The sequence below is a fragment of the Nocardia sp. NBC_01329 genome (assembly GCF_035956715.1).
GTDB lineage: Bacteria > Actinomycetota > Actinomycetes > Mycobacteriales > Mycobacteriaceae > Nocardia.
The window spans coordinates 3,840,539-3,866,544 of the sequence record NZ_CP108381.1; the positions used below are offsets into that span (position 1 = coordinate 3,840,539).

Below are 26,006 nucleotides of genomic sequence, written 5' to 3' on the forward strand. Positions count from 1 at the left end.
CCGATCAGCTCGCCAAGCAGCCCGGGCCCAGCAGTGCCTTCAGATCACCCATGAGCGCCGATGAGGGCTCCACTCGCAGACTGTCGTCCAGTTTCAGCAGCGTGGTCTTCTCCCGAGCACCGACATGCCGGACATGGACATCCGAAGTCCCCGGATGCCGCGACAGCACCCGCTTGAGCTCACCGATCTTGTCGGGCGTGCACATCCGGGTGGAGATGGTCACCGCCAGCGGTTTCGCCACCCCGATCGCCGACAGATCCGGTACGGCGAGATCGTTGGCGATCAGCGAGATCCGGTCGTCGCGCATCGAGACCCGGGCCTTCACCAGCACAACGGCGTCCTCCACCACATCCATCCCGTACACGGAATAGGCCTGTGGGAAGAACAGCACTTCGATACCACCGGTCAGATCCTCGATCTGACACGAAGCCCACGCCAGACCGTTCTTGTTGATCCGCCGGTTCACCGAGGCGAGAATGCCGCCGACGGTGACCTGGGTACCGTCCTTGATATCGCCCTCGAGAATCGTGGGGATCTGGGTATCGGCCTGGGCAGCGAGTACATGGTCGACGCCGTTGAGCGGATGGCCGGACACATAGAGGCCGAGCATCTCCCGCTCCAGGGCGAGGCGATGTTTAGTCTCCCATTCCTCGTCGGGAACCTTCACATCGAATACCGATGCCACCGATTCGGCACCCTCGTCGCCCATACCGCCGAACAGGTCGAACTGACCGATGGCCTCGGCCTTCTTGGTGGACATGACGGCATCGATCGCGTCGGAGTGCACCAGCAGCAGCCCTTTACGGGGATGGTTCAGCGAATCGAACGCACCGGCTTTGATAAGCGACTCGGTGACCTTCTTGGTGCAGGCCACCGTATCGATCTTGTTGAGATAGTCCGAGAAATCGGTGAACTTCGATTTCTCGGTACGGGCGGTGATGATGGAGTTCACCACGTTCTGGCCGACATTGCGCACCGCGCCCAGCCCGAATCGGATATCGGCGCCGACCGAGGCGAAGTTGGTCTCCGATTCGTTCACATCCGGCGGTAGCACGGTGATACCGAGTTTGCGGCAATCCGAGAGATAGATCGCGGCCTTGTCCTTGTCGTCACCGACCGAGGTGAGCAGACCCGCCATATATTCGGCCTTGAAATTGGCTTTGAGATAGGCGGTCCAGAAGGAGACCAACCCGTAGCCCGCGGCATGCGATTTGTTGAACGCGTATCCGGCGAAGGGGAGAATGGTGTCCCACAAGGCCTTGATCGCCGGTTTCGAAAAGCCGTTGGCTTGCATACCGGCTTCGAAGCCCTCGAATTCTGCCTCGAGTACCTCGGCCTTCTTCTTACCCATCGCGCGGCGCAGGATATCGGCTCGGCCGAGCGAATATCCGGCGACCTTCTGCGCGATCTGCATGATCTGCTCCTGGTAGACGATCAGGCCGAAAGTATCGGCGAGGATCTCCTTCAGGGGCTCTTCCAGTTCGGGGTGGATCGGCTTGACCTGTTGACGGCCGTTCTTGCGGTCGGCGTAGTCGTTGTGGGCGTTCATACCCATCGGGCCGGGGCGGTAGAGCGCGAGCACCGCGACGATATCCTCGAACCCGGTGGGCTGCATCCGGCGCAGCAGATCCCGCATGGCACTACCGTCGAGCTGGAAAACGCCGAGAGTGTCACCGCGCGAGAGCAATTCGTAGGTGGCGGGATCGTCGAGCGGCAGATTGTCCATATCGAGGTCGATACCGCGATTGGACGAGATGTTGTCGAGCGCGTCGCCGATGACGGTCAGGTTGCGCAGGCCCAGGAAGTCCATCTTCAGCAGGCCGATGGCCTCACACGACGGATAGTCCCAGCCGGTGATGATGGCGCCGTCCTGCGCCCGCTTCCACAGCGGAATCGCATCCATCAGCGGTTCGGAGGACATGATGACCGCGCAGGCGTGTACACCCGCGTTACGGATCAGGCCCTCGAGACCGCGCGCGGTCTCGTAGATCTTCGCGACATCAGGGTTGCTGCCGATGAGATCACGGACCTCGGCGGCTTCCTTGTACCGCTCGTGCTGGGGATCCATGATCCCCGACAGCGGGATGTCCTTGGCCATGATCGGCGGCGGCAGCGCTTTGGAGATCTGGTCGGCGATGGCGAAACCGGGCTGACCGAACTGGACTCGCGCGGAGTCCTTGATGGCGGCCTTGGTTTTGATGGTGCCGAAGGTGATGACCTGAGCCACCCGGTCGCTACCCCAGCGATCGGTCGCATAGCGGACCATCTCACCGCGGCGGCGATCGTCGAAGTCGATATCGATATCGGGCATCGACACGCGTTCGGGATTGAGGAACCGCTCGAACAGCAGTCCGTGCGGAATAGGGTCGATATTGGTGATCCCCATCGCGTACGCGACGAGCGAACCGGCCGCGGAGCCACGGCCCGGGCCGACCCGGATACCGACCTCGCGGGCATGGTTGATCAGGTCGCCGACCACCAGGAAGTAGGCCGGGAAACCCATTTCGATGATGACGTCGAGTTCGAACTCGGCGCGTTCGACGTACTCGCGCGGCACCCCGCTCGGGAACCGGCGTTCCAGACCGCGGTGCACTTCCTTGCGCAGCCAGCCGGATTGATCCTCCCCTTCGGGTACGGGGAAGACCGGCATCCGGTCACGGTGCTCCCACACCTCGGCGTAGGACTGGACCCGTTCCCCGATCCAGACGGTGTTGTCGCACGCGCCGGGAATCTCGGCGTCCCACAGGGCACGCATATCGTCGGCCGATTTCAGGTAGTAGCCGTCGCCGTCGAATTTGAACCGGGTGGGGTCGGACAGGGTCTTACCGGTCTGGACACACAGCAGCGCCTCGTGGTTACGCGAGTGCTCCTTGGTGACGTAATGGCAGTCGTTGGTCGCCAGAGGCGGGATGTCGAGAGCCCGGCCGACCTCGATCAGGCCCTGGCGGACCCGCGTCTCGATGGACAGACCGTGGTCCATCACCTCGAGGAAGAAATTGTCGCGGCCGAAGATCTCCTGCCATTTGGCGGCGGCCTCGAGTGCTTCACGCTCGTGCCCGAGCCGCAGCCGGGTCTGCACCTCGCCCGAGGGGCAACCGGTGGTGGCGATGATCCCCTCGGCGTGCGCGGCGATGAGCTCCTCGTCCATCCGCGCCCATTTGCCGAGCTGGCCCTCGATACTCGCCAGCGAGGACAGTTTGAACAGGTTCCGCAGACCGGTCGCGTTCTCGGCGACCATGGTCATATGGGTGTAGGCGCCGGAGCCGGACACATCGTCGCTCTTCTGACCCGGATCACCCCACTGGATCCGTTTGGTGTCGAAGCGCGAACCGGGCGCGATATAGGCCTCGATGCCGATGATCGGCTTGATCCCGGCCTTCTTCGCCGAATGGTAGAACTCGGCCGCGCCGTACATATTGCCGTGGTCGGTCATTCCCACCGCGCTCATCCCGAGCCGGTCGGCCTCCGCGAACAGCGGTGAGATCTTGGCGGCACCGTCGAGCATCGAGTACTCGGTGTGGTTGTGCAGATGAACGAATCCGGACGAGGCGGCCAAGATCTGTCCTTCCTCCCAATGGCTCGGCGGGGGTTGGTGTAGCGAGTTTATGCGCACCGTCCGACCGCTTCGGCGCCGGATGGGCGTGCCCGCCGGACCCGGGCGTGTCGTACCGGGCGCCGGGCGCGGGAAACCGATTCTGCCACCGGCACGCTCGGCCACTGGTAGGGTCGTGCCGCGTCACATCCGGCGGACGACCGCCCACGATCGACCCCGCAAGTGCACGACCGACCAGCGAGGTGAACGATGACAGCACGTACGACCGCACTCGCGCTGCCCACTGCCGCGGTGCTGGCGGTAGGAATGCTGGCAGCCACTGCCGCACCCGCCGCGGCCGACGGTGGTTCGTTCCAGACCCTCTACTCCCTCACCGACGGCCCGTGCGTAGCTCAGATCGACACCTCGGTCAACGGACCGGGCTATCCGGAGCACGCGTCGTTCACCGTCTCGACCATCATGTTCGGCATCGGGTCGTGCAGTCTGCCGATCACCCTGAACTGGCGCAACCTCGATACCGGCGAGACCGGGTCGACCACCCGGACCGCGAACGGCCCCGGCCACTGGATGAACGACGGCCGCTCGGCGCTGTTCCATCCCGGGATCGGCCGCTTCACCGCGACCGTCTCCGTCGGCGCGGCCCATACCCCGGAATCGGGGTCCGTGGACTTCACTGTCGAGAAGTACCAGGGGTGATCACCGGCCTCCGCAGCGCGCACCCGGCCCGTTCTGCCTGATCGGGCCCGGCGTCCCCCGACGACTTTTCATCGACCTTCCACCACCCGGCGTGATCGCTGCGCCGGGTTCTCGAACTCGGCTCGCCGGTGCGGGCCGGTCATCGCTTCCGGAGAAGGTTTCCCGCGACAATGGCGGTTGCCGCGGGAAGCATGAGACGATGACCGGCCCACACCGGCGAGACGACTCGATGTGATCACCGACGAACCGGGCCGGGGCGAGTGGAGCCGGGTCATCGCGTATATCCGCGGGCCGGCTCGTAGCATGTGTCCAGGTCACGATGATCGTCGGCGAGGGCGGGCGGCGGACCGGTGATCGGTACAGCGGCAGTAGGGCCGGGACGGACAGGAACAGCGATGACCGCGACCTTGCTCACCGTGTCCGGCGCAGCCGTGCTGATCGCCGCGGCACTACTGATCTGGGCGCGACCCCGGCGGATGGTCACCACTCCCGCCGAACGCGCCGTGCACACCGCCTTACATACCGCCTCCCTGGCGGCCCGGCCACTCCGCCGCGGCCTCACTCGCGAGTCCGCAGCCGAGGCCGCGCCGCATCTGCGGGCCCTGGTCGGAGCCGAAGGGCTGGGGGTGAGCGATCCCGACGGTGAACTTCTCGCCTGGGACGGCACCCACGAGACACTGGCGGCCGAGTTCACCGGTGCAGCCAGACGGGCCGCCGCGGCGCAGCGGCCCGTCCTGGCGCACCTCCCCGAGACCGACCATCCGGGTCGCACCCTGGTCACCCAGCCGTTGCTCAGCGACAGCGGCACCGTTGTCGGAGCGCTGGGAATGGTCACCGGGAACCGGCCGGGTCCCGGTGCGCTCGGCGCCCTGGCCGAGGTCGCCCGATATGCCTGCGGCCAGCTGGAACTGGCAGAACTCGACGCGTCCCGCTCCCGGCTCGACCGCGCCGAGGTGCGCGCGCTACGCGCTCAGATCAGCCCACATTTCATCTACAACGCACTGAACACCATCGCCTCGTTCGTCCGTACCGATCCGGACCGGGCCCGCGAACTCATCTTGGATTTCGCGGATTTCACCCGGTACTCGTTCCGCGACGCCGGGGAATACACCGTGCTGGCCGACGAACTCAGCAATATCGAACGGTATCTCGAACTCGAACGCGCCCGATTCGGACCGGCGTTACAGGTGCGACTGCGGATCGCCCCCGAGGTGCTCGGCGTGACCCTGCCCTTCTTGGCCTTGCAGCCGCTGGTCGAGAACGCCGTACGGCACGGTTTGGCGGGCACGCCCGGCGGCGGCACGGTCACCATCGAAGCGCTCGACGCCGGAACCGACTGCGTGCTGAGTGTCGAAGACGACGGCGCCGGAATGGATCCCGACCTGTTGCGCTCCGGTTCGCCGGCCACGACCGGCACCGGGTCCACCGAGGGCGCGCATATCGGCCTGGCCAATGTGGACGACCGGCTACGCGCCGCCTTCGGCAACGATTACGGCCTGGTCGTGGACACCGCCCCCGGCGCCGGAACGAAGGTGAGCTTGCGGGTGCCCAAGTTCCGGCCCGGTATCAGACCGTGAACCGGAACGGCCGGGCCCCGCTCACCCTCACAGAGCGGGGACCGGCCGGCCTGCATCAGTAATTGCCAGGCCGGATGCCGCCGCCACGGCATCCGGCTCGCAGGTTCAGTGCACGGCCGCTTTCTCGGCGCCGACCCCGGTGAGCGCCCGGACTTCCATTTCCGCAGCCTTCACCGGATCCTCGGTGTCCTTGCCGCCGAGGTAGGTACCGACGACACCGAGCACGAAGGCAAGCGGGATGGACACGATCCCCGGGTTGGACAGCGGGAACCAGTCGAAATCGAGATCCGGCAGCATCGCCGTCGAGGAGCCGGAAACCGCCGGGGAGAAAACGATGAGCACGATGGTGGAGATCAGCCCGCCGTACATGCTGAACAGTGCGCCGGTGGTGTTGAAACGCCGCCAGAACAACGAGTACAGGATGGTCGGCAGGTTCGCCGAGGCAGCGACCGCGAAAGCCAGTGCCACCAGGAAGGCGATGTTCTGGCCGTTGGCCAGGATGCCCAGTGCGATGGCCAGGATCCCGATCACGACCGCGGTGATCCGGGAGACCCGGACCTGCGCGGCGTCGTCGGCTTTGCCGCGTCGGATGACATTGGCGTAGATATCGTGCGCGAACGAAGCCGATGCCGTGATCGTGAGGCCGGCGACCACCGCGAGAATGGTCGCGAACGCCACGGCCGAGATAATGCCCAGCAGGACGACCCCGCCCAGTTCGAAGGCCAGCAGCGGGGCCGCGGCGTTCTGCCCACCGGCCGCGCCGAGGATACGGTCCGGTCCGACGATCGCGGCCGCACCGTAGCCGAGCACCAGGGTGAACAGGTAGAAGGCGCCGATCAGCGCGATCGCCCAGACCACCGAGCGCCGTGCCTCTTTGGCGGTCGGCACCGTATAGAAGCGCATGAGCACATGTGGCAGACCCGCCGTGCCCAGTACCAGGGCCAGGCCGAGCGAGACGAAGTTCAGTTTCGACATCTCACTGCCGCCGTACTGCGCGCCGGGGGCGAGTACGTCGCGGGCGGCCACCTTGGCGTCCTCGGAACCGCCGATCGCGCTCTGCGCGCCGGAAAGGATCGCCGACGGGTCGAATCCGAATTTCGCCAGCACCATCACGGTCATCACCGCGGCGCCCGCGATGAGCAGGACCGCCTTGATGATCTGCACCCAGGTGGTGCCTTTCATCCCCCCGACCAGCACATACACGATCATCAGCACCCCGACCACGGCGATCACCACCGCCTGCCCGGTCTTACTGGACACATCCAGCAGCAGCGCCACCAGACCACCGGCACCGGCCATCTGCGCGAGCAGATAGAACAGCGAGACGGCGAGGGTGCTGATCGCGGCCGCGGTCCGCACCGGCCGTTGCTTCAACCGGAAGCTCAGCACATCGGCCATCGTGAATTTGCCGGTGTTGCGGAGCATTTCGGCCACCAGCAGCAGCGCGACCAGCCAGGCGACCAGGAACCCGATCGAGTACAGGAAGCCGTCGTAACCATAGACCGCGATGGCTCCGGCGATCCCGAGGAAACTCGCCGCCGACAGGTAGTCCCCGGCGATGGCGATACCGTTCTGCGGTCCGGTGAAACCGCGGCCACCGGTGAAATAGTCGGCGGCACCGGAGGTATTGCGACCCGCCCAGAACACCACCACCATGGTGACCGCGACGAACGCCGCGAAAATGGCGATATTGGCAACCGGGTTGCCGACAGTGGCGCCGGCGGCATGTAGCGAGATCACGACCGGTCTCCTTCCAGTTCGGCGCGCAGCGCTGCGGCCCGCGGGTCCAGTTCCCGGTTGGCGAACCGGACGTAGAGGCCGGTGATCAAGAAAGTCGAGACGAACTGCCCCAGGCCGAGCAGCAGCCCGACATTGACCTCACCGAATACCCGGGTGGCCATGAAATCGTGCGCATAGGCGCCGAGCAGGACATAGCCGAGGTACCAGAGCAGGAACACTGCGGCCATCGGGAAGATGAAGCGGCGCAGCCGGTTACGGAGTTCCTGGAACTCCGGACTGTGCTGCGCGGCGACGAAATCGGGCGGCGGGTCGGCCGCCCGCCCGTCGCTTGTGTCGAGATCGATTTCGGTCATGCCGGGTCCCTCATCATGTGACGTGTATTACCTGTCCAGAAGGTAGCGGCCCGACGACGTCCCGGAACCCTTGTGATAGGGGTCACTCGGCAGAGGTGGGGAAGTGTGCGGTGAGCGGTCACCGTGCCGCGACGAACGGTCCGGCGCGGGCCGGACTCGGTGATCAGTCCGGCCGGTGCCCGGGCACCCGGTCGGCACCCATCCCCAACCGCTCCGGAGCATGCATCCGGACGAAGGCCCGGCGCACTCCCGGGGATGTAGGAGTACAGCGGCTGACCAGCGCCATCGTCCCGAAGGCCAGCGGGACCGCGACCGCCGCCGGGTAGCCGAGGAGTGCCGCGGGCCAACCGCCCGCCAAGTCGTCGGAGACACCACCCAGCACCGAGACCAGAGTTGCCGCACCCGCCACGATTCCACCGGCCGCCAGTCCGGCTGCCGCACCCGCCGCGGTGAGACCCCGCCACCAGATGCCCAACACGAGTAGCGGGCACAATGTCGCGGCCGCGAGCGAGAACGCCAGACCCACCGTGCGGGACAGATCCAGGGAGACCACGCCCAGCGACAGTGCCAGTGGTGCCGCGCCGGCAACCACCGCCGCGACCCGGAAATCACGGATCCGCCCGCGCAGCACATCCGTACTCAGCACACCCGCGATACTCACCACCAACCCCGACGAGGTGGACAGGAAGGCCGCCATGGCCCCGGCCGCGACCAGCGCCGCCAGCAACTGCCCCGGCAACCCGGCCAGGGCCGACGAGGGCAGCAACAGCACTGCCGCGTCGGAGGTTCCGGTGATCAGCAACTGCGGTACGTAGAGCCGGGCGAAGACACCGAGCAGCACGGGAAACAGATAGAAGGTCCCGACCAGCGCGATCACCGCGACCGCCGTGGACCGGGCCGCCCGGCCGTCGCGGTTGGTATAGAACCGCACCAGCACATGGGGTAATCCCATGGTTCCCAGGAAGGTCGCGATCATCAGCGAATACACCTGATATCGCGGATGCGGTCCGGCGAAACCGCCACCGGGGAGCAGCCAGTGCGCGCCGTCGGCCGGAGCTCCGGCCACCACCGGCACCGCCGCGCCCGGTTCGAGTACGAGCCGGGTGTCCCGGTCCAGTTCGTGGGTGCCCGCCGACAACAGCACCGGGCCGGCCACCGCACGATCGTCCAGGACGCCGTGGACCGCCGCCCACTGAGGAACGGCCAATTGCACAACGACCGGGGTGGTCACCTCGACCGTGGTCTGTTCGCGCACCGTCGGTGGCGCCGACGCGCCGAGTTCACGATCCCCGTCCGGCCGGTCGGCGGCGAAGAAATGCACCAGCAGAACAAGGGCCGGCAACGCCACGGCGGTCAGTTTCAGCCAGTACTGGAAAGCCTGGACGAGAGTTATCGACCGCATTCCCCCGGACACGACATTGGCCACCACGATCACCGCCACCGCCACCGCACCCACCCACCCGGGCACGCCGAGCAGAATCCGCAGTGTGAGTCCGGCACCCTGGAACTGCGGGATCACATACACCGCGCACACCAGCACCACCACCACTGCGGCGAGCCGACGCAACTGCGGCGAACCCCACCGGAACTCGGCGAAATCGGGCACGGTGTAGGCGCCGGAGCGCCGCAGCGGTGCCGCCACGAAGAGCAGCAGCGCCAGATATCCCGCGGTGAAACCCACCGGGTACCACAGCGCGTCGGCACCGTATTTGGCGATCAGCCCGGCCACGCCGAGAAACGAGGCGGCCGAGAGATATTCACCGGAGACCGCGGCCGCGTTCCAGCGTGGTCCCACACTGCGGGAGGCCACCAGGAAATCGGAGGTCGTCCGTGCCCAGCGCACCCCGTATACCCCGAGGACCACGGTCGCCAGCGCCGCCGCGAGCAGCGCCGCCACGGTCAGACCGGAGGCGCTCACCACCCCGGCCCGCGCATCCACTGTCTCGTCTCCCCCGGCGTGCCCCGCTCAATCACCGGTGAGCTCGAGGAAATCGTTCTCGTTGCGCTCGGACAATCGCAGGTATACCCGGCCGGTGAGCCAGAGCAGCGGGTAGGCGGCCCCGCCCAGCACCAGCCACGGCAACCGGATTCCCAGGACCACGGTCTCGGCCACCGCTGTGACGCCGAACAGCAGTGGCAGCGCCGCGAGGAGCAGGGCGATCACCAGCCCACAGCTCAGGGCGAGTCCCAGTTGCGCGCGGATCAGCCCGCCGATCAGGGCCTCCCCGATCTCGGTCTGCTCGGCGACCTCCACCCGGGTCCGGACCCGGCGCGCGCCGCGACGTTCGGCGAGCACCACCCGCCGGCGCGGGAGTCTCGGCGCGGGGCCGCTCATCGCCGGTCCGACGCCGGATGCGGTCCGTGTACCAGCCGCTGTTTGAGTTCACGCACCTGCCGCCGGCTCACCGGCAGTTCCACCCGTTGCGCCCCGCGCAGGCAGACCAGCGTGCCCGATCCCACCGTGCGCAGACCGGTCACCCGGCCGAGCGCCACCAGATACGACCGGTGGACCCGCAGGAAATCCTCGTGCCAGCGTTCCTGCAACGCCGAGAGCGGGATACGCACCAGATGGGAGCCGGTATCGGTGTGCAGCCGGGCGTAATCACCCTCGGCCTCCACCCAGTTCACCTGCGACCGGTGCACCAGTGTGGTGACACCGCCCAGTTCGACCGGGATGACCTCGTGACTCCCGCCCGGGTCCGATCCCGGATCCGGTTCGGCGCGGGCACGGCGCTCGGCGATCCGCCGCACGGCGGCGGCCAGGCGCTGCTGCCGCACCGGTTTCAGCAGATAGTCGACGGCGCCCAGATCGAACGCGGCAATCGCGTGATCTTCGTGCGCCGTGACGAAGACGATCGCCGGTGGGTTCACGAATTCGGCGAGGACACCCGCCAGTTCCATACCGTCCAGGCCCGGCATGTCGATATCCAGGAAGACCGCGTCGGCCCCGTGCGCGCGCAATATCCGCAGCGCACCGGTCGCGTCGGCGGCGCCGTGCAGTTCGGTCACCACAGGCTCGGCGCGCAACAGATAGAGCAGCTCGTCCAGCGCCGGCCGCTCGTCGTCCACAGCGAGCACCCGCATCACGCCAGACCCTTCCTGCACCTTCGACTCGGATCATCGTAGTCATCGAGTCCGGGGCACGGGTCCGGTACCTGCCGTTCCGGTCAGGATCCGAGCTGGTCCATGCGTCGCTGCATCTCCGCAGGCTCGATATCTTCGACGTGGGTGGCGACGGTCCACTGATGACCCCACGGGTCCACGAACGCAGCCGTCCGGTCGCCGTAGAACTGGGTCTCCGGGGCGCTGATCTCGGTGGCGCCCCCGGCGAGCGCGGCGGCGTGGGCAGCATCCATATCCGGGACATAGACGTAGAGGTTGACCGGAGTACCGCCGATCGAATGTGGATCCCGGAATGCCATATCCGGGGCCGGGTCGCCGAGCATCAGCACCGAATTGCCGATCAGGAGCTCACAGTGCATGACGGTGCCGTCCGGACCCGGGATCCGCATCCGCTCGGTGGCCCCCAGCACCCGTTTGTAGAACTCCACCGCGTCCGCGGCGCCGGCGATCGCCAGACCTGGGGAAATAGTGGGATAGCCTTCGGGAACGGGCGGGACATCGGACATCACAGGACCTCCGGTCTCGGAGCGGTCATCGGATATCTCCGAGCTTATGCCCCGCCCCTACCCGCGGTGGTGGACGAACACGACCCGACGGTCAGCCGCCCCAGCTGACGTTGGTCTCGATGACCTGACGCAGCACCGTCGAGGTTCGCGGGTCGCGGTAGATCTGGTGACCGCCGATCGAGATCGATCCCGCGACCGGAAGCGGCAGCCCGAGATCCACCGTGATATCGCCGCTACCCTGCATCGCGTAGTCCTCGATATCGAGAGTGCCGGCCTCGTTCGGGAGGTCCCAGATATTCGATTTCGGCGTCTGGGTGACGTCGAGCCGGATGGACAACCGGCCGCCGTCACGGTCCACCAATGTGGCGGTGGTGACCTGATCGAGGTCGACGCCACCGCCGACGGTCTGCTGGACCCGCCACACCGCGCCTTCCCCGACGGGTTCGTCGGGAAAGGTGACGGACCGGTAGACCGCCTGATAAAAAGCCTGTTCCAGGGCTGCTCGGGCCGAATTCGAGGTATCCGGGGCGGGGGCCAGGCGCAACGCGGTGATACCGCCGAGTTCGCTCATCTCGAAACCGGCATGCGTACCGTCGGCAGCGGTCAGTGCCTCCGACAGTGCCGGGTCCGGGGTCGTCACCGAGCCCAGGGTGAGCTCCACTCCGCCGGAATCGGCGGTCGCGGTCATCGGGATGGTCAGCGACGGACTGGAGAAGTCGCGTAACTGCTGGGAATCGATCTGCTGCTGGATGTGGTGGTCGGTGCGCAGCGTCACCGCCTGGATCGTGCCGTTGTAGTAGGAGGGCCGCAGCATCGACCGGGGCTCCGCACCGGGATCCACGGTCGTGACCACAGCGGCGGCGATCGGCACCGTGACCTCGTTACCTATCCCCAGCGGTTCGGTGCCGTCGGCCTCGGCCCCCGAGTCGCCGCCGTCGCCGCAACCGGAACCGAAAGCGGTGAGCCCTACCGCGAGAACCACCATCAGCACTCTGGACCTCGCCAGGCGGGGCGTGGGAAACGAACACAACACCGTCACGCCCGACAGCCTACGAGGCGTACCTGAGCGTGGGCTGGGACATCGCGGGAACTTCCGGCAAGGGCCCCGGACGCTCGCGGCGTCCGGTCGCGACGCGCCGGGACGACCGGCCCGGCCGGGTACGCGCGGGTGCCCACGGTACTGCGCCGATGCACCTCGAGAGATGATGGTCGGCGTGAGTGAGGACCGGCCTACGCCAGAGCAGGACCCCGACGACCGCCCCGGCGGGACCGGAGCGCCGCCCCGGCAGCGGCTACGGCTACTGCTGCTGGTCGCCGCGACGCTGTTCGCGCTCGACCTGAGCACCAAAGTGCTGGTGGTCGCGCGGATACGGCCCGGCGAACCGGTTTCCGTCATCGGCGACGTCGTAGAACTCGTCCTGGTACGCAATGCGGGCGCGGCGTTCTCCATGGCCACCGGTATGACCTGGCTGCTGACCCTGGTCGCGGCGGCGGTGGTGATCGGGGTGCTGCGTATCGGCCGCACCCTGCGCTCGCCCCTGTGGGCCATCGGTCTCGGCGGGGTCCTCGGCGGTGCGCTCGGCAATCTGATGGACCGGCTGTTCCGCGCACCCGGGCCGCTGCAGGGTCATGTGGTGGACTTCGTCTCGGTCGGCTGGTGGCCGGTATTCAATGTGGCCGATTCGGCGATCGTCTGCGGGGCGATCCTGCTGGTGGCGTTGACCGTCTTCGGTTTCGAACCGGACGGCTCCCGGTACAAGGACAAGGCCGCCGCGGAAACGGCTACCGCGAGCGAACCGGCCGCGGATGCCGAACCGGACCCTGCCGAGGACCCTCGGCCCGGCCGGGACAGGTCCACCGGCGACTCCGCGCCGGAGAACACGGTGCCGGAAACCGCCGGCGACGCGACCGCGCGCACGCCGACCGGGAACGGCACGACCCCGAGCGATGTCATCGACAAAGCCGCCACCGCCGACGGCAAGGAGACCGCCGCATGAGAGAGACCAGGACGATGCCCGTCCCCGACGGGCTGGACGGGATGCGGGTGGATGCCGGACTCGCCCGGCTGCTCGGCCTGTCCCGGACCGCGGTCGCGGCACTGGCCGAGGACGGTTCGGTACAACTCGACGGCTCACCCGCCGGGAAATCCGACCGGCTCACCGCCGGTGCCTGGCTCGAAGTGGTGTTCCCCGAACCCCGGCGCGAACTGAGCATCGAAGCCGAGCCGGTGGAGGGTATGAAGATCCTCTACGCCGACGACGATATCGTCGCCGTCGACAAACCGGTCGGCGTCGCCGCCCATACCGGGGTGGGGTGGAGCGGACCCACCGTCGTCGGCGGACTGGCCGCCGCCGGCTACCGGATCTCCACCTCCGGCGCGCACGAACGTCAGGGCATCGTGCACCGCCTCGACGTCGGCACCTCCGGCGTGATGGTGGTGGCGCAGTCCGAACACGCCTACACCGTGCTCAAACGCGCGTTCAAACAACGCACCGTGGACAAGCGCTACCAAGCCCTGGTCCAGGGCCACCCCGACCCCAGCAGCGGCACCATCGACGCACCCATCGGCCGCGCCCGAGGCAACGACTGGAAATTCGCGGTCACCTCCGACGGCCGACCCAGCGTCACCCACTACGACACGGTGGAAGCGTTCCAGGCGGCGAGCCTGCTCGATATCCATCTGGAAACCGGCCGCACCCATCAGATCCGGGTGCATTTCTCCGCTATCCGCCACCCGTGCTGCGGTGACCTCACCTACGGTGCCGACCCCCGGCTCGCCGAACGTCTCGGATTGCAGCGTCAGTGGCTGCACGCCCGATCGCTGGGCTTCCAGCACCCCGCGGACGGCCGCTACCTGGAGATCACCAGCGAGTACCCCGACGATCTCACGAACGCGCTGCGCGTCCTGCGCGACGCGTGACCCGCATGCCCGAGGCACCCGCACCGCCCCGGCCCCGCCGCACCGGCCGGGGCCTGGCGTTCGGTGCCGCCGCGGCCGCGTGCGGTGTGTTCGTACTCGCGCTCGGCTATCTGATCCCGCCCGCCGAGGCCGTCGTATCCACCGACCGCCTCGGGCCCGACCAGGGCGAGCCCGTCACCGAATATCTCGACCGCGCGCGCGAAACACTGACCGGTCCGGACGACGGCGACCGGTGGGCGCTGGTGTCGTTCACCGAATACCGCCCCGCCGCCGTCCTCCGCGAACGAGTGGGCGGAATCCGCGTCGGACAGGCGCTCTATCAGGTGCCACTGCCGCGCGTCGCGACCCCGCTGATAGCGGTCCAGACGCCCGATTCCGATACCGCCCTGCGGCGCTCCGGCACCGACGCCGCCTGGCAACTGGCCGATCGGCGCCGCTATGTCACCGCCGAACGCACCGCCCGAATCCTGGACGTGGCCATCGCGCGCCTGCGCGACGACCGTGCCTGCTCCCCCGGAGTCGTCGTCCGCGCCCCGCTGTCCCGGCTCCGCGAACTCGCCGGCCGCCCCGGAATCCGCGCTGTCCAGGCCCTACCGGCCGACGCCGTAGCCGGACGATTCGCCGTCGAGCCCCTGCTCCCCGACAGCAGCGACCCCGTCGGTCCCCGGCCCGACGACGGCCCGATCCCACCGGCCTGATCAGAAATCCAGGCTCACCACACCGTCCAGATATCGGCGGCACCGCCCGGTCAGCAATACCCGATCACCTGCCAGTTCGACCCCCAGCGCCCCACCCCGCCGCGACAACTGCCGCGCGGTCAGCCGAGTGCGGCCCAGCTCGGCACACCACAGTGGTGCCAGCTGCGCATGCGCGGAGCCGGTGACCGGATCCTCCGGCACCCCGACCCCGGGCGCGAAGAACCGCGAAACGAAATCCACCTCGTCACCGCGGGCCGTCACCACCACACCCCGCTGCACCTTCGGAAAAGCGCTCAATGTCGGCGCCAGCTCCCGGACCTGCCGCTCGCTGTCCACCACCACGACCACATCCGCCCCGGAATACACTCGCACCGGCTCCACTCCCAGCGCCGCCACCAACGCCGCATCCGGTTCGGCCGGGACGGATTCGACCACGGGCAGATCCAGCACGTACTCGTCGTCATCGGTGCGATCCACCCGCAACCAGCCACTGTGGGTGAAGAAGCTCACGCAATCCTCCCCGGGCTGGATATCGCAGAGAATATGCGCCGCCGCCGCCAGCGTGGCATGCCCGCACATCACCACCTCGGTCATCGGCGTGAACCAACGCAGGTGATAAGCGGGCCAGCGCCCCGGCGGCGGGCCGGCCTCCGGGGGGAGCCGCGATGTGTAGAAGGCTGTCTCGGCGAGATTGTTCTCCTCGGCCAACTGTTGCAGCACGGTATCGGGCAACCACGTGGGCAACGGCATCACCGCGGCCGGGTTCCCGGAGAACGGTGCGTCGGCGAACGCGTCGATCTGGTGCAGCAGAACCTCCATGCCACGAAGGTACTCCAGGCGTGAATAAAACCGTCTCCCAACGTAATCCAGGCGTTTCGGGCCCGGTTCGGGACGGACGGGGCGAACCGGATCGGTAGCGCGACGGGCGGTGCGGGGAGGGATCGGCCCGGGAAAGCCTTATGTGGGCTCGCTCATGGAGAGCGTCGCGTCGGCCGCTCGCGAAGACAGGAGGCACGGCCCTCGCAAACGCCGGTTACGACTCTCCGGGCGCGGCGGGGATCAGTTTGCGCGACTCCCCGCGCAGGCTCGCGCCCACCCACCAGGCGATCTCGACCAATACGATCCCGACCGCACCGCAGAGGAACGCGGCGGTGGTGAGCCGGACGTTCGACGGGTCGAGCGCGAAGAATTCCCGGGTGAACGGCACTGTGAACAGTACGAGGTAGGCGGCCACCGAGACCGCGATCAGGACCACCTTCCACCAGGTGTAGGGGCGGGCGACGATCGCCAGTACCCAGACCGCGATCATGATCAGGGTGATGAGCGCCGTGGTGCCGGCCTGTATCTTCTGCTGTTCGCCGGCATCGGGTCCGGCGTAGGCGATCAGGTAGGCGATGAAGGTCGCGGTACCGATGACCACGCCGGAGGGGATGGCCAGTCGCATCACCCGGGCGACGAATCCGGTGCGGGCCCGTTCGTTGTTCGGGGCCAGCGAGAGGATGAAGGCGGGGATACCGATGGTGAACCAGGCGGCGATGGTCACGTGCCGCGGCAGGAACGGGTAGCCGATGGGTTCGTAGCCGAAGATCTGTGAACCGACGCCGGCGGCGCCGACAAGGAAGGCGAGCAGCACCGAATAGACGGTTTTGGTGAGGAACAGGTTGGAGACCCGCTCGATGTTGCCGATCACGCGACGACCTTCGCCCACCACGTAGGGCAGGGTGGCGAATTTGTTGTCCAGCAGCACGATCTGCGCGACAGCGCGGGTGGCGGGACTACCCGCGCCCATAGCGACACCGATATCGGCGTCTTTGAGGGCGAGGACGTCGTTGACGCCGTCACCGGTCATCGCCACGGTGTGGCCTCGGGACTGCAGGGCGGCGACCATCGCCCGTTTCTGGTCCGGGCGGACCCGGCCGAAGGTGGTCTGTTCCTCCAGCACCCCGGCGAGTTCGGCGCGGTCCTCGGGGAGGGTGCGTGCGTCGACGGCGTGCTCACCGCCGGGTAGGTCCAGTGTGGAGGCCACCGCCCCCACGGAGACGGCGTTGTCGCCGGAGATCACCTTGATCGCCACGTCCTGGCTCGCGAAGTAGTCCAGCGTTTCGCGGGCGTCCGGGCGTACCTTCTGCTCGAGCACGACGAGTGCGACGGGGGTGAGGGCGCCCGGCGCGCCGGCGGCGTCCACGGCGCGGTCGCCGCGGGCGAGTAACAGCACCCGCAGACCGGTGGCGCCGAGCTCTTCGGCGGCGCGGGCGTCGGCCGTCTCGGTATCGAGTAGCACATCGGGCGCGCCCAGCAGCCAATCCCCGTGCTCTCCGTAGGAGAAACCGCTCCACTTCTTGGCGGACGAGAACGGCGCGACCGCCGTGTACTTCCAGCCGGGTGGCTCGGGGAGCGCTTCGGCGATGGCCTGGACGCTGGCATTGGGGCGGGGATCGTCGGCGGCCATAGCGGAGAGCGCCTGCCGGGCGCGTTCCTCGGTGCCGGAACCGGTTTCGATCATCCGCAGTTCGGCCAGGCGCATACCGTTCTCGGTGAGCGTGCCGGTCTTGTCCGCGCACACCACATCCACGCGCGCCAGGCCTTCGATGGCGGGTAGCTCCTGGACCAGGCATTTGCGCTGCCCCAGTCGCACGACGCCGACCGCGAAGGCGATCGAGGTCATCAAGACCAGCCCCTCCGGCACCATCGGTACCAGGGCGGCAACCATTCCGCTGACGGCGGGCCGCCAGGATTCGCCGCTGGATACGAGCTGGTTGTAGATAATCAGCGCACCCGCTGGTATCAGCAGATAGGTGATGACCTTGAGGATGGTGTCGATTCCGTTGCGCAGTTCGGAGTCGACCAGGGTGAACTTGCTCGCCTCGGCGGCCAGTTTCGCGGCGTAGGCGTCCTTGCCGACCTTGGTCGCGCGGTAGGTACCCGATCCGGACACCACGTAGCTGCCCGAGAGAATCTGCGCGCCGGATTCTTTGGCGACATCGTCGGATTCGCCGGTGAGCAGCGATTCGTCGACCTCGAGCAATTCGGCTTCCACCACCTCGCCGTCGACCACGATCTGGTCGCCCGGCCCGAGTTCGATCAGATCGTCGAGTACGACCTCATCGGGCGCTAGCTGTTCGGCCCGACCGTCCCGGCGCACGGTCGGTTTGGCTTGGCCGACGATCGCCAACCGGTCCAGCGTGCGTTTGGCGCGGGTCTCCTGGATGATGCCGACCGCGCTGTTGGCCACGATCAGCAGACCGAACATTCCGTCGATCACCGACCCGGTGGCCATCACCAGGACGAACAGCACACCCAGGATGGCGTTGATCCGGGTGAATACGTTCGCCCGGACGATATCGCGCACCGAGCGGCTGGCCCGGGCCGGTACATCGTTGGTGAGCCCGTCGCGCCGGCGCTGCGCAACCTCCGCGGCGGTGAGACCCGGCATCCCGACGGACTGCACAGTTGTCGACATGGGTGTCAGCGTAGTCAGCGCCGCGGCGCCCGGTTCACCAGGCGACGTTGATCGGGCCGGGCGACCAGGTCCCGGGATGGTCCTGCTGGGTCGTACGCGGGCGGGCCGGTATCGCGTCGGGGTCGATGGGAAGGAACTGTTGGAGCTGTCCCCAATCGCGGTCCCAGTCCTGGTCGAGATAGGTCGGCAGGGTGCGGGCGTGCAGCAGCAGACCGGTCCAGCCCAGCGGGCCGCCACCGTCGTGGTTCTGCCACAGGTTGGTGTCGTTCGCACCGACCCGGTCCGGCAGGATCCGGTATTTCGGTGTCTCGGCGATCCCGATGTGGTGATCGAAGGGCCGCTGGCAGGGGAACTGCAGACCCACCGCCCAGTCCAGCAGCACCGGATCGGTGGAGCCGACGACTGTGTTCAGGTCCTGGGTCTGCGGAATCCGGGGCGGGGTGAAGGCCAGCCACTGCCGCGGATCGCGGTCGCGGTCGGCGGCGACGATTCGCACGGTGTCGGCATCGGCGTAGGGCGCCAGCGGAACTCGCAGGTTGCGCCAGGACGGCGCAGGCCCGATATCGATCGGATTGACCCGGCGCAGCGGGACCGGGTTCGCGGCCGAGCCGCCCGGCGCGGTGGTGGAACCGAATTCGAGTTCGAGCGACTGCCCGTGGGTGACGACACCGTCGGCGTTCTGCGACCAGATCCGGCCGGCGGCGCTGAGCGCCAGGATATCCGCGCGGTCGGTGACCGCAGGCAGTGAATACCAGCCGGAGGTCAGTTCGGCCGGACCGTCGGCGTGATCGCTGCCCAGGACCGGTGTCCCCGCGTCCAGACCGAAGGGCAGTGCGGGACTGTCGGTTTCGGTGACCACCCCGGTACCGGCGGTCGCCTCGCCGACCGAATCGGCGATGGCGGCATCGGCGCCTTCCTCGGCGTCGGCACTGAGATCGGCTGCGACACCGCCGGGGCTGAAACCGGTGCCGTTGCCGGCCAAGGCCGAAGCCGGGTCACCCGACAGCGGGGTGAGCAGACCCCGGTTGGGATCGGTCTCCACCAGAACGTGCGGGGCCAGACCGCAGGTATTGCCGGCGAGAACGCTCAGATTGGAGCTCGCCAGCGAGAAGGCCGGGTACTGGGCGACAGCGCCTTTCGCGAACGACGCGACTTCGAACAGCACCATGAAGGCGGCCGCGACCGTCAGGGTCGGAACCTTGGCGACCCACCAGCCCCAGCGCGAGATCCGGTGCTGCCCGTCGTCGGGCGCCCGCACATGCCACCACGCCGCCAGCGCCAGCATGGCTACCGCACCGAGCAGGAAAACCTTGTTGAAGGCAATCCCCGCCACCAACGGTTGTTTGTCCCACCACGGGACGCTGTAGGAGGAGACGTACCACCAACCGTTCGGGCCGGCGAATACGAGGGCCAGCAGAAATGCCACCGCGGCGGCGAACAGCGCCCGGTTGCGTGGGGCGCGCATGACCCGCGGGCCGATCGCCACTGCCGTCAGAACCGCCACCGCCCCGGCCAGGCCCGCGAAGACACCCAGGTGATGGGTCCATTTCGTGGGGGTGGTCATCATCAACGCCATCGCTCCGACGGTGACGCCCAGAATGCGCTGCGACGGCCCCACCGCAGCGGTGGGGATCCGGCCGCCCTTACGCAGCAGCGTCAGCAGGCAGACCACCAAACCGGCGATCAGCACGAAGATCCCGAACCGGCGGGCGACCGAACCGTCCACCGTGCCCATGAACAGGTATTGGTAGCGCAGGTATTCGTCGAACCAGAGCACATGCGGGCCGGCCAGTTCGTGCACCCGGCGCATCTCCATCATGGCGCTCAGCGGCTGGTCGGCGAACGCCACCACCAGCACCAGCACTCCCGCGGCGGCCAGCGGCAGCAGCTGCGGCAACCAGCCGGCGCGCGGGGCGCGGGCCGCGATGATCTTGATCAGCGGCCGGAGCCCGGCCAGCAGTGCGGCGACACAGATGACACCGTGCGGGCCGGCGGTACAGCTGAAGGCGGCGATCAGCAGGGCGACGGCGAACGGCAGCAACCGCCGGGTGGCGATACCGCGCTCGACCGAGCACCAGGTGAGCAGCACCCCGAGCGCGACGATGGGTTCGGGTCGCAGTCCATTGTTGTAGGGCAGCCAGACGGCGAGGAACACCAGCGCACCGGTCCACGGCACGAACCGGTTGCGATGCAGCGCGGCCCCGAATCGAGGCACCACCTCACGGCTGATCACCAGCCAGGCCAGCATGCCGGCCAGCAGACTCGGCAGCCGTACCCACGGACTGGCGGTGCTGAGATCGGCCATCCGGCCGATGAGGTCGTAGTACGGGGTGCCGACCGGATTCTCCGGGACCCCGAAGTAACGGAAGTAGTTCGCCATATAGCCGGCGACCTGCGAGGTCCGGCCCATCCCGAACTGATAGCCGTCGTCGGAGGTGGTCGCGCCGATGAAATGCCAGAGCGCCAGGGTGCCCAGCACTACGACATCGACCGGGCGGAAGGTCCACCAGCGGGCCGGCAGGAATCGGCGGGCGCGGCGCCCGTCGAGACTGTCGAGCCGGTACAGCGCGAACAGCGAGATCAGGGTCGCGACAACCGCCGACCAGATCGCGATCCGTTTCAGCAGTGTGGGGCTCGATGTGAACCGGCTGTCGATATCGGCGGTGACGCCGGTACCCATCGGATCGGTGAGATCGCTGAACACTCCGACCAGCTGGGGCCGGAGATCACCGCCCAGCACCACCTGTTCGGATCCGGTGAGCGTGGCGACGGCTTCGGTCATATCGGCGTGGACGACGAGTGCGCAGTCCGGCGGAAGTTCCGCGACGGGGACGCTGAACAGCGATTGGTTGCGCAGGACGACATCGAGCTGCGGTCCGGCCTCCGCTGTCGCGGGCCGGACCCGGGCCAGGAAACCGTAGCGCTCCAGATCGGGGGCGCCGTAGGGCGCGGTCGAGGTCAGCACTCCGCCACCGGAGCCGAGCTGCTGGATCGCCGCGCACGGCACGGTGGCCGTGAAGTTCAACGGCGCGTATGCCACCAGTGGGGCCTCGACCGAGGTGGCGGAACCGTCCTGCGGCCAGGACAGTGCGGCGGCGTCCACTCGGATGGGCAGCAGCGGCACCGATAGTGCCAGCAGAGCTCCGATGAGCGCCGACACCAGCGCGACCGGCCGGGCCCAGCCACCACCCGATCGGGATCGCGGACGTTCGGAGATCTCTGTCGGCTCGGGCGCCGCCACCACCATCGTGTCAGCCACGGGGCGCAATCCTAGCGGGGGCCGCGCGCACCCTTGCGGCTGCGCTCACCGAGCACCCGCACACCACCGGACGAGACCGGCCGGTCCGCTCACTGCGGACCGGCCGGTTCGAGCACTGCGGAATCAGGCCACGCAGGCCGGGGACTGCACCTGGGCCTGGGCGAGCATATTGCAGGTCCAGGTCTTCTCGACCTTCCACACACCGTCTTCGGCGACGAAGGGCACATCGACCACATTCTGGGTATCGCCGAGTTTGAAGTTGGCCTTGGCATTGATGGTGTCGGCGAAATCGCTCACCTCGGTGACCTCGATGGTGGCGCCCGAATCCGTGTAGAACTGAGCCAGTTTCGCCGGGAGCTCCGGGTCTGCCTCGGCGCCCTGCACCATCTGCAGCTTCTCCTCGTTGGGCACGCTCGGATCCAGGGCGCGCTGGAGTTGAGAGTTCAGATCGGTGACGGAGGGCACCGGCGGCAGATCGGCGGAGGCCTCTTCCGAGACCTCTGCCGACGCAGACGTGGTGCTCGCGGCTTTGCTGTCCGAGTCGGAATCATCGCTACCACACGCCGTCAGGGTCAACGCGGCCGCGGCGGCCAGGCCGGCGATCGCGATACGTCCGGTCTTGCGAAGCTTCAACTGCTCGTCCTTTGCGTTCGAGGGTTCGGTGTCGTGCGCTACAACAGAGTCACCGGAACCGGCGACGCTGCCCGGGACCAAACTACCCGGCGGTCCTCACGACAAGCTGTCGAGCGGGTCCGCTGAGCACAACTCCGTATTGTCGGCAGCGAAAGTACGCGCGATCCCCGGTCCTGTCGAGCGGGTCTCGAACCGGACGGTCACTCGTCCGTGGCCCGAGCCCTGGACCCAGCCGAACCCGAATCCGGGATGCCGCACATCCGAACCCGGCCGCCACAGCGGGCCTTCACCAGCGGAGACAACGGAATCCGTCGGTACGGTACGGTTTTCGCCGGCGTCACTTTCCCCCGACGACCGGCCCGGTGCCGTGTCCACCGAACTCGCCGCAACCACCGAAGCTCTTACCGAATCCACAGAGGTCTCTTCGGCGGCCGCCAGAGAATCCGGGACCGGAACGCCGGTTTCCGCCGGTCCGGCGCCACCGGAGAATCCGGCCGGATCGCCACCTCGCCGATCCAGTTCCGGGAAAAGGGATTCCTGCCGGATCGTGGACAGCCCGGCGTAGCCGACACCGACCAACCGGATCGGTCCCAGTTCCTGCGGGTCCACGGCTGCCCGCTGCGCGGCGGCGGCGAGCGTGGGCAGATCCTCGGTCGCATAGGCCAGTGTGGTGGAGCGAGTGGTGATGCTCATATCGGCCCGACGCAATTTCAGCACCACCGTACGTGCGGCGCGGCCGTCGCGGGTGAGCCGACGGTGGGCGGCGGCGGCCATCTCGCTGATCGCCGGACGCAATCGTTCGAGGGTGACGATGTCGTGTTCGTAGGTGGTTTCGGCGCTGATCTGTTTGGCCTCGGCGCGTTCGGTGACCGGCCGGTCGTCGATACCGCGCGCGAGGCGGTGCAGCGCCGCGCCGATACTTCCGCCCAGGATCGATACCGCCTCGGTCTCGGGCAATGCCGCGAAGGCCCCGACGGTTTCGATTCCGAGGGTACGTAACCGACCCTCGGCCACCGGTCCGATACCCCACAGCTTGCGCACCGGAAGCGCGGACAGCAGCGCCTGTTGCTCCCCGGGCGCGATCACCCGGATCCCATCGGGTTTGGCCATCCCGGACGCGATCTTGGCCAGCTGTTTCCCGCTCCCGGCGCCGACCGAGGCCACCAACCCGGTGCGCTCCCGGATCGCCGCCCGCAATCCGGCACAGAACTCGACCACCTCGGCCGCGCTCGCCCCGGCCAGTTCGGATGGCTCCGCGAACGCCTCGTCGAACGACAAGGTCTCCAGTACCGGGACCCGAGCGCGCAACGTATCGAAGACCCGGCCGCTCAACACGCTGTAGAGCGGACCTCGCGGTGGAACCACCACCGCGGACACTCCGATCAGCCGCCGCGCTTGATGCATCGGCATGGCCGAGCGGGCACCGAAGACCCGCGCCTCGTAGCTCGCCCCGGCGACCACCCCGCGCGCGCCGGTCCCACCGACCAGTACCGGGCGCCCGCGCAAGGTCGGTCGGGTGAGCTGTTCGCAGGATGCGAAGAACGCGTCCATATCGATGTGCAGCACCCAGCGCCGGGAAGTCTCGCCCGGCGGGCGAAGACCCGGTCCGGCCCCGGGCTCCGGATGCCCGCCGCTCACCACGGGTCGGCTCGGGGTTCACCGGCCGGACGCCACCCCCGCATCCGGCGATCGCACAGGCCGGCGCCGGTGGCGGTGAGCGTGGGGTCCATGGGCGCAGAATCTACGCGGCGGTACCGACAGAACAGAGTATGCGGACAAGTCACTGCCGGGTTGCCGGGAGTTCCCTGGCCCGGCCACCCGGCACTGGGCATTACCCGCCGACCGCGGTCGCGCAGTGATCGACCCGGCCACAGGGCGTTTCCAGGAGCACTGGACCGGCTCGGGATACCGCGTCCCGGGTGACGGATATGTGATGATCGGACGATGAAGATCCGCAAGGCCGTGATCCCCGCTGCCGGTATCGGTTCCCGACTGCTGCCGCTGACCAAAGCGATCCCCAAGGAGATGCTGCCGGTCGGCGACAAGCCGGTGATCGAGCATACGGTACGTGAGCTGGTGACCTCCGGGATCACCGATATCACCATCGTGGTGAGCGGTGGGAAGTCGCTGATCCAGGACCATTTCCGGCCCAACCCCGCACTCGTGGCCCAGTTACGCGCCGACGGTAAGACCGCCTACGCGGACGCGGTGGAGGAAGTCGGTGAACTGTCCCGACTGGGCCATATCACCTATCTGGATCAGCACGGCCCGTACGGAAACGGCACCCCGGTCCTCAACGCGGCCCGCACCGCTGCCGACGAGCCCATGCTGGTGCTGTGGCCCGACGACGTCTTCGTCGCCGAGGAACCGCGGGCCCAGCAGTTGATCCGCGCCTATGAATCGACCGGGTGCCCGGTGCTGGCACTGATGCCGATGAATCCGAACGAATCGCAGCGCTACGGCGTCCCGGTGGTCCGGGAAGACCTGGACGACGGCTTGCTGCGCATATCCGGACTGGTGGAGAAACCCAAACCCGAGGACGCGCCCTCGGCCTTCGCCGCGATCGGCGGCTATGTGGTGACGCCCGGGATCATCGACGAACTGCGGGCGCAGACGGAGAGCTGGTATGCCCATCACACCGGCGAGGTCTACCTGACCGATTCCATCAACGCCTATGCCGCGAACCACGCGGTATACGGGCAGGTCATCCAGGGCCGCTGGTACGACACCGGAAACCCCGGCGACTATCTCATCGCCCAGTTCGCCTCGGCGCTGGCCCACCCCGACTATGGGCCGCTGCTACGCCGTCAGGTCGACTGACCGCCGTTCGGCGGCGTCGTTGCCGCCACCCGCGTCAGAAACGACGGATGCTGTAGATGTAGAACTGGTCGAGGGGCGTGAGCCCCACCGGGAACCCGGCGGCGTAGGCATTGAGCACCTGTCCGAACCCGGCGTAGATCCCCACGTGTGAGGCATCCTGGTTGATGATGATGACGTCACCGGGGGAGAGCGCGTATCGCGGCACCGAAGCGCCGACGTCCGCCTGTTCCCAGGTGGTGCGCGGCAGCACGACGCCGACCTGACGGAAGGCCCATTGCACCAGACCGGAGCAGTCCCAGGTATCGGGGCCGGTCGCTCCCCATTCGTACATCTTGCCGGTCTGGGAGGTGGCCGCGGCCAGCGCGCCCAGACCGTTACTACTGGAGACCGGCAGAGCCGCCGATCCACTGGCGCTGAGCGATCCGGAGCCGGAGGCCGATCCACTGCCGGCACTCCCGGATTGCGCCCACCCTGGGGCGGCGGCGACGGCGCCTACCGCCGTCGCGAGAAGCATGCCGGCGATACCCCGGCGCAGTGCGATTCCGAACACGTGCCCACCCTTCTGCCCGTCGGTGCCCGGACGCCGTACGGCGTCCGGGTTTTCTCGCGGGACCCGCCACAGGGGGTGGGGATACCGCAACCACAGGGGTCACGCCGGGTGAACAGGC

General features: G+C 67.9%; 20 protein-coding genes. 6 read left to right on the forward strand and 14 right to left on the reverse strand.

The annotated features are described in order from the left end of the window. Window positions 1-4 precede the first annotated feature (4 nt). Window positions 5-3,505 (reverse strand): DNA polymerase III subunit alpha, encoded by a 3,501-nt coding sequence (dnaE, locus tag OG405_RS17475; RefSeq protein ID WP_327152374.1) that lies wholly within the window; start codon window positions 3,503-3,505, stop codon window positions 5-7. Between the two features lie 297 nt (window positions 3,506-3,802). Here dnaE and OG405_RS17480 point away from each other — a divergent pair, with 297 nt between their 5' ends. Beyond that, window positions 3,803-4,249, forward strand: coding sequence for a hypothetical protein (locus tag OG405_RS17480; protein WP_327147549.1), 447 nt, complete (start codon window positions 3,803-3,805; stop codon window positions 4,247-4,249). 395 nt (window positions 4,250-4,644) lie between these two features. Continuing rightward, a complete protein-coding gene (locus OG405_RS17485) occupies window positions 4,645-5,826 on the forward strand; it encodes a sensor histidine kinase (protein WP_327147550.1) in 1,182 nt (393 codons plus the stop codon). Between the two features lie 105 nt (window positions 5,827-5,931). Here the strand turns inward: OG405_RS17485 and OG405_RS17490 are convergent, their stop codons facing one another. From OG405_RS17490 to OG405_RS17520, 7 genes are all read right to left on the reverse strand, one after another. Continuing rightward, window positions 5,932-7,563, reverse strand: coding sequence for a solute symporter family protein (locus OG405_RS17490; protein WP_327152375.1), 1,632 nt, complete (start codon window positions 7,561-7,563; stop codon window positions 5,932-5,934). After that, window positions 7,563-7,919, reverse strand: coding sequence for a DUF485 domain-containing protein (locus OG405_RS17495; RefSeq protein ID WP_327147551.1), 357 nt, complete (start codon window positions 7,917-7,919; stop codon window positions 7,563-7,565). The genes OG405_RS17490 and OG405_RS17495 overlap by 1 nt, the downstream gene beginning before the upstream one ends. A gap of 163 nt (window positions 7,920-8,082) precedes the next feature. Beyond that, window positions 8,083-9,858, reverse strand: a complete 1,776-nt coding sequence (locus OG405_RS17500; RefSeq protein ID WP_327147552.1) for a sodium/solute symporter — start codon at window positions 9,856-9,858, stop codon at window positions 8,083-8,085. Window positions 9,859-9,885: 27 nt separating this feature from the next. Further along, window positions 9,886-10,254 (reverse strand): hypothetical protein, encoded by a 369-nt coding sequence (locus tag OG405_RS17505; protein ID WP_327147553.1) that lies wholly within the window; start codon window positions 10,252-10,254, stop codon window positions 9,886-9,888. After that, a complete protein-coding gene (locus tag OG405_RS17510) occupies window positions 10,251-11,003 on the reverse strand; it encodes a LytR/AlgR family response regulator transcription factor (protein WP_327152376.1) in 753 nt (250 codons plus the stop codon). Before OG405_RS17510 ends, OG405_RS17505 begins: the two co-directional genes overlap by 4 nt. An 83-nt stretch (window positions 11,004-11,086) precedes the next feature. Then, window positions 11,087-11,548: a VOC family protein gene (locus OG405_RS17515; RefSeq protein ID WP_327147554.1), complete on the reverse strand. Its 462-nt coding sequence runs from the start codon at window positions 11,546-11,548 to the stop codon at window positions 11,087-11,089. A 91-nt stretch (window positions 11,549-11,639) separates the two neighbouring features. After that, window positions 11,640-12,533, reverse strand: a complete 894-nt coding sequence (locus OG405_RS17520) for a hypothetical protein (protein WP_442790759.1) — start codon at window positions 12,531-12,533, stop codon at window positions 11,640-11,642. 220 nt (window positions 12,534-12,753) lie between these two features. Here OG405_RS17520 and lspA point away from each other — a divergent pair, with 220 nt between their 5' ends. From lspA to OG405_RS17535, 3 genes are read left to right on the forward strand one after another with little or no spacing between them, the layout of a single operon-like run. After that, window positions 12,754-13,545, forward strand: coding sequence for a signal peptidase II (gene lspA, locus OG405_RS17525; protein WP_442790760.1), 792 nt, complete (start codon window positions 12,754-12,756; stop codon window positions 13,543-13,545). Beyond that, entirely contained in the window at window positions 13,542-14,468 is a 927-nt protein-coding gene (locus OG405_RS17530) for an RluA family pseudouridine synthase (RefSeq protein ID WP_327147557.1), read from the forward strand. The genes lspA and OG405_RS17530 overlap by 4 nt, the downstream gene beginning before the upstream one ends. Before the next feature lie 5 nt (window positions 14,469-14,473). Next, the gene (locus OG405_RS17535) at window positions 14,474-15,166 is read left to right on the forward strand and encodes a hypothetical protein (RefSeq protein WP_327147558.1); all 693 of its coding nucleotides are present in this window, start codon (window positions 14,474-14,476) and stop codon (window positions 15,164-15,166) included. Here the strand turns inward: OG405_RS17535 and OG405_RS17540 are convergent, their stop codons facing one another. The 5 genes from OG405_RS17540 to OG405_RS17560 all read right to left on the reverse strand — a co-directional run bounded on the left by OG405_RS17540 (window position 15,167) and on the right by OG405_RS17560 (window position 24,069). Continuing rightward, the gene (locus tag OG405_RS17540; RefSeq protein ID WP_327147559.1) at window positions 15,167-15,985 is read right to left on the reverse strand and encodes a PhzF family phenazine biosynthesis protein; all 819 of its coding nucleotides are present in this window, start codon (window positions 15,983-15,985) and stop codon (window positions 15,167-15,169) included. Window positions 15,986-16,199: 214 nt separating this feature from the next. Further along, entirely contained in the window at window positions 16,200-18,626 is a 2,427-nt protein-coding gene (locus OG405_RS17545; RefSeq protein ID WP_327147560.1) for an HAD-IC family P-type ATPase, read from the reverse strand. A gap of 34 nt (window positions 18,627-18,660) precedes the next feature. Beyond that, the gene (locus OG405_RS17550; RefSeq protein WP_442790761.1) at window positions 18,661-21,873 is read right to left on the reverse strand and encodes an arabinosyltransferase domain-containing protein; all 3,213 of its coding nucleotides are present in this window, start codon (window positions 21,871-21,873) and stop codon (window positions 18,661-18,663) included. Window positions 21,874-22,008: 135 nt separating this feature from the next. Then, window positions 22,009-22,518, reverse strand: coding sequence for a hypothetical protein (locus OG405_RS17555; RefSeq protein WP_327147562.1), 510 nt, complete (start codon window positions 22,516-22,518; stop codon window positions 22,009-22,011). 96 nt (window positions 22,519-22,614) lie between these two features. Further along, window positions 22,615-24,069, reverse strand: a complete 1,455-nt coding sequence (locus OG405_RS17560; protein WP_327152377.1) for a DNA polymerase IV — start codon at window positions 24,067-24,069, stop codon at window positions 22,615-22,617. Window positions 24,070-24,462: 393 nt separating this feature from the next. Here OG405_RS17560 and OG405_RS17565 point away from each other — a divergent pair, with 393 nt between their 5' ends. Further along, window positions 24,463-25,338: a UTP--glucose-1-phosphate uridylyltransferase gene (locus OG405_RS17565; RefSeq protein ID WP_327147563.1), complete on the forward strand. Its 876-nt coding sequence runs from the start codon at window positions 24,463-24,465 to the stop codon at window positions 25,336-25,338. 34 nt (window positions 25,339-25,372) lie between these two features. Here OG405_RS17565 and OG405_RS17570 read toward each other — a convergent pair whose 3' ends face one another. Further along, a complete protein-coding gene (locus tag OG405_RS17570; protein WP_327152378.1) occupies window positions 25,373-25,852 on the reverse strand; it encodes an NlpC/P60 family protein in 480 nt (159 codons plus the stop codon). Window positions 25,853-26,006 lie beyond the last annotated feature (154 nt).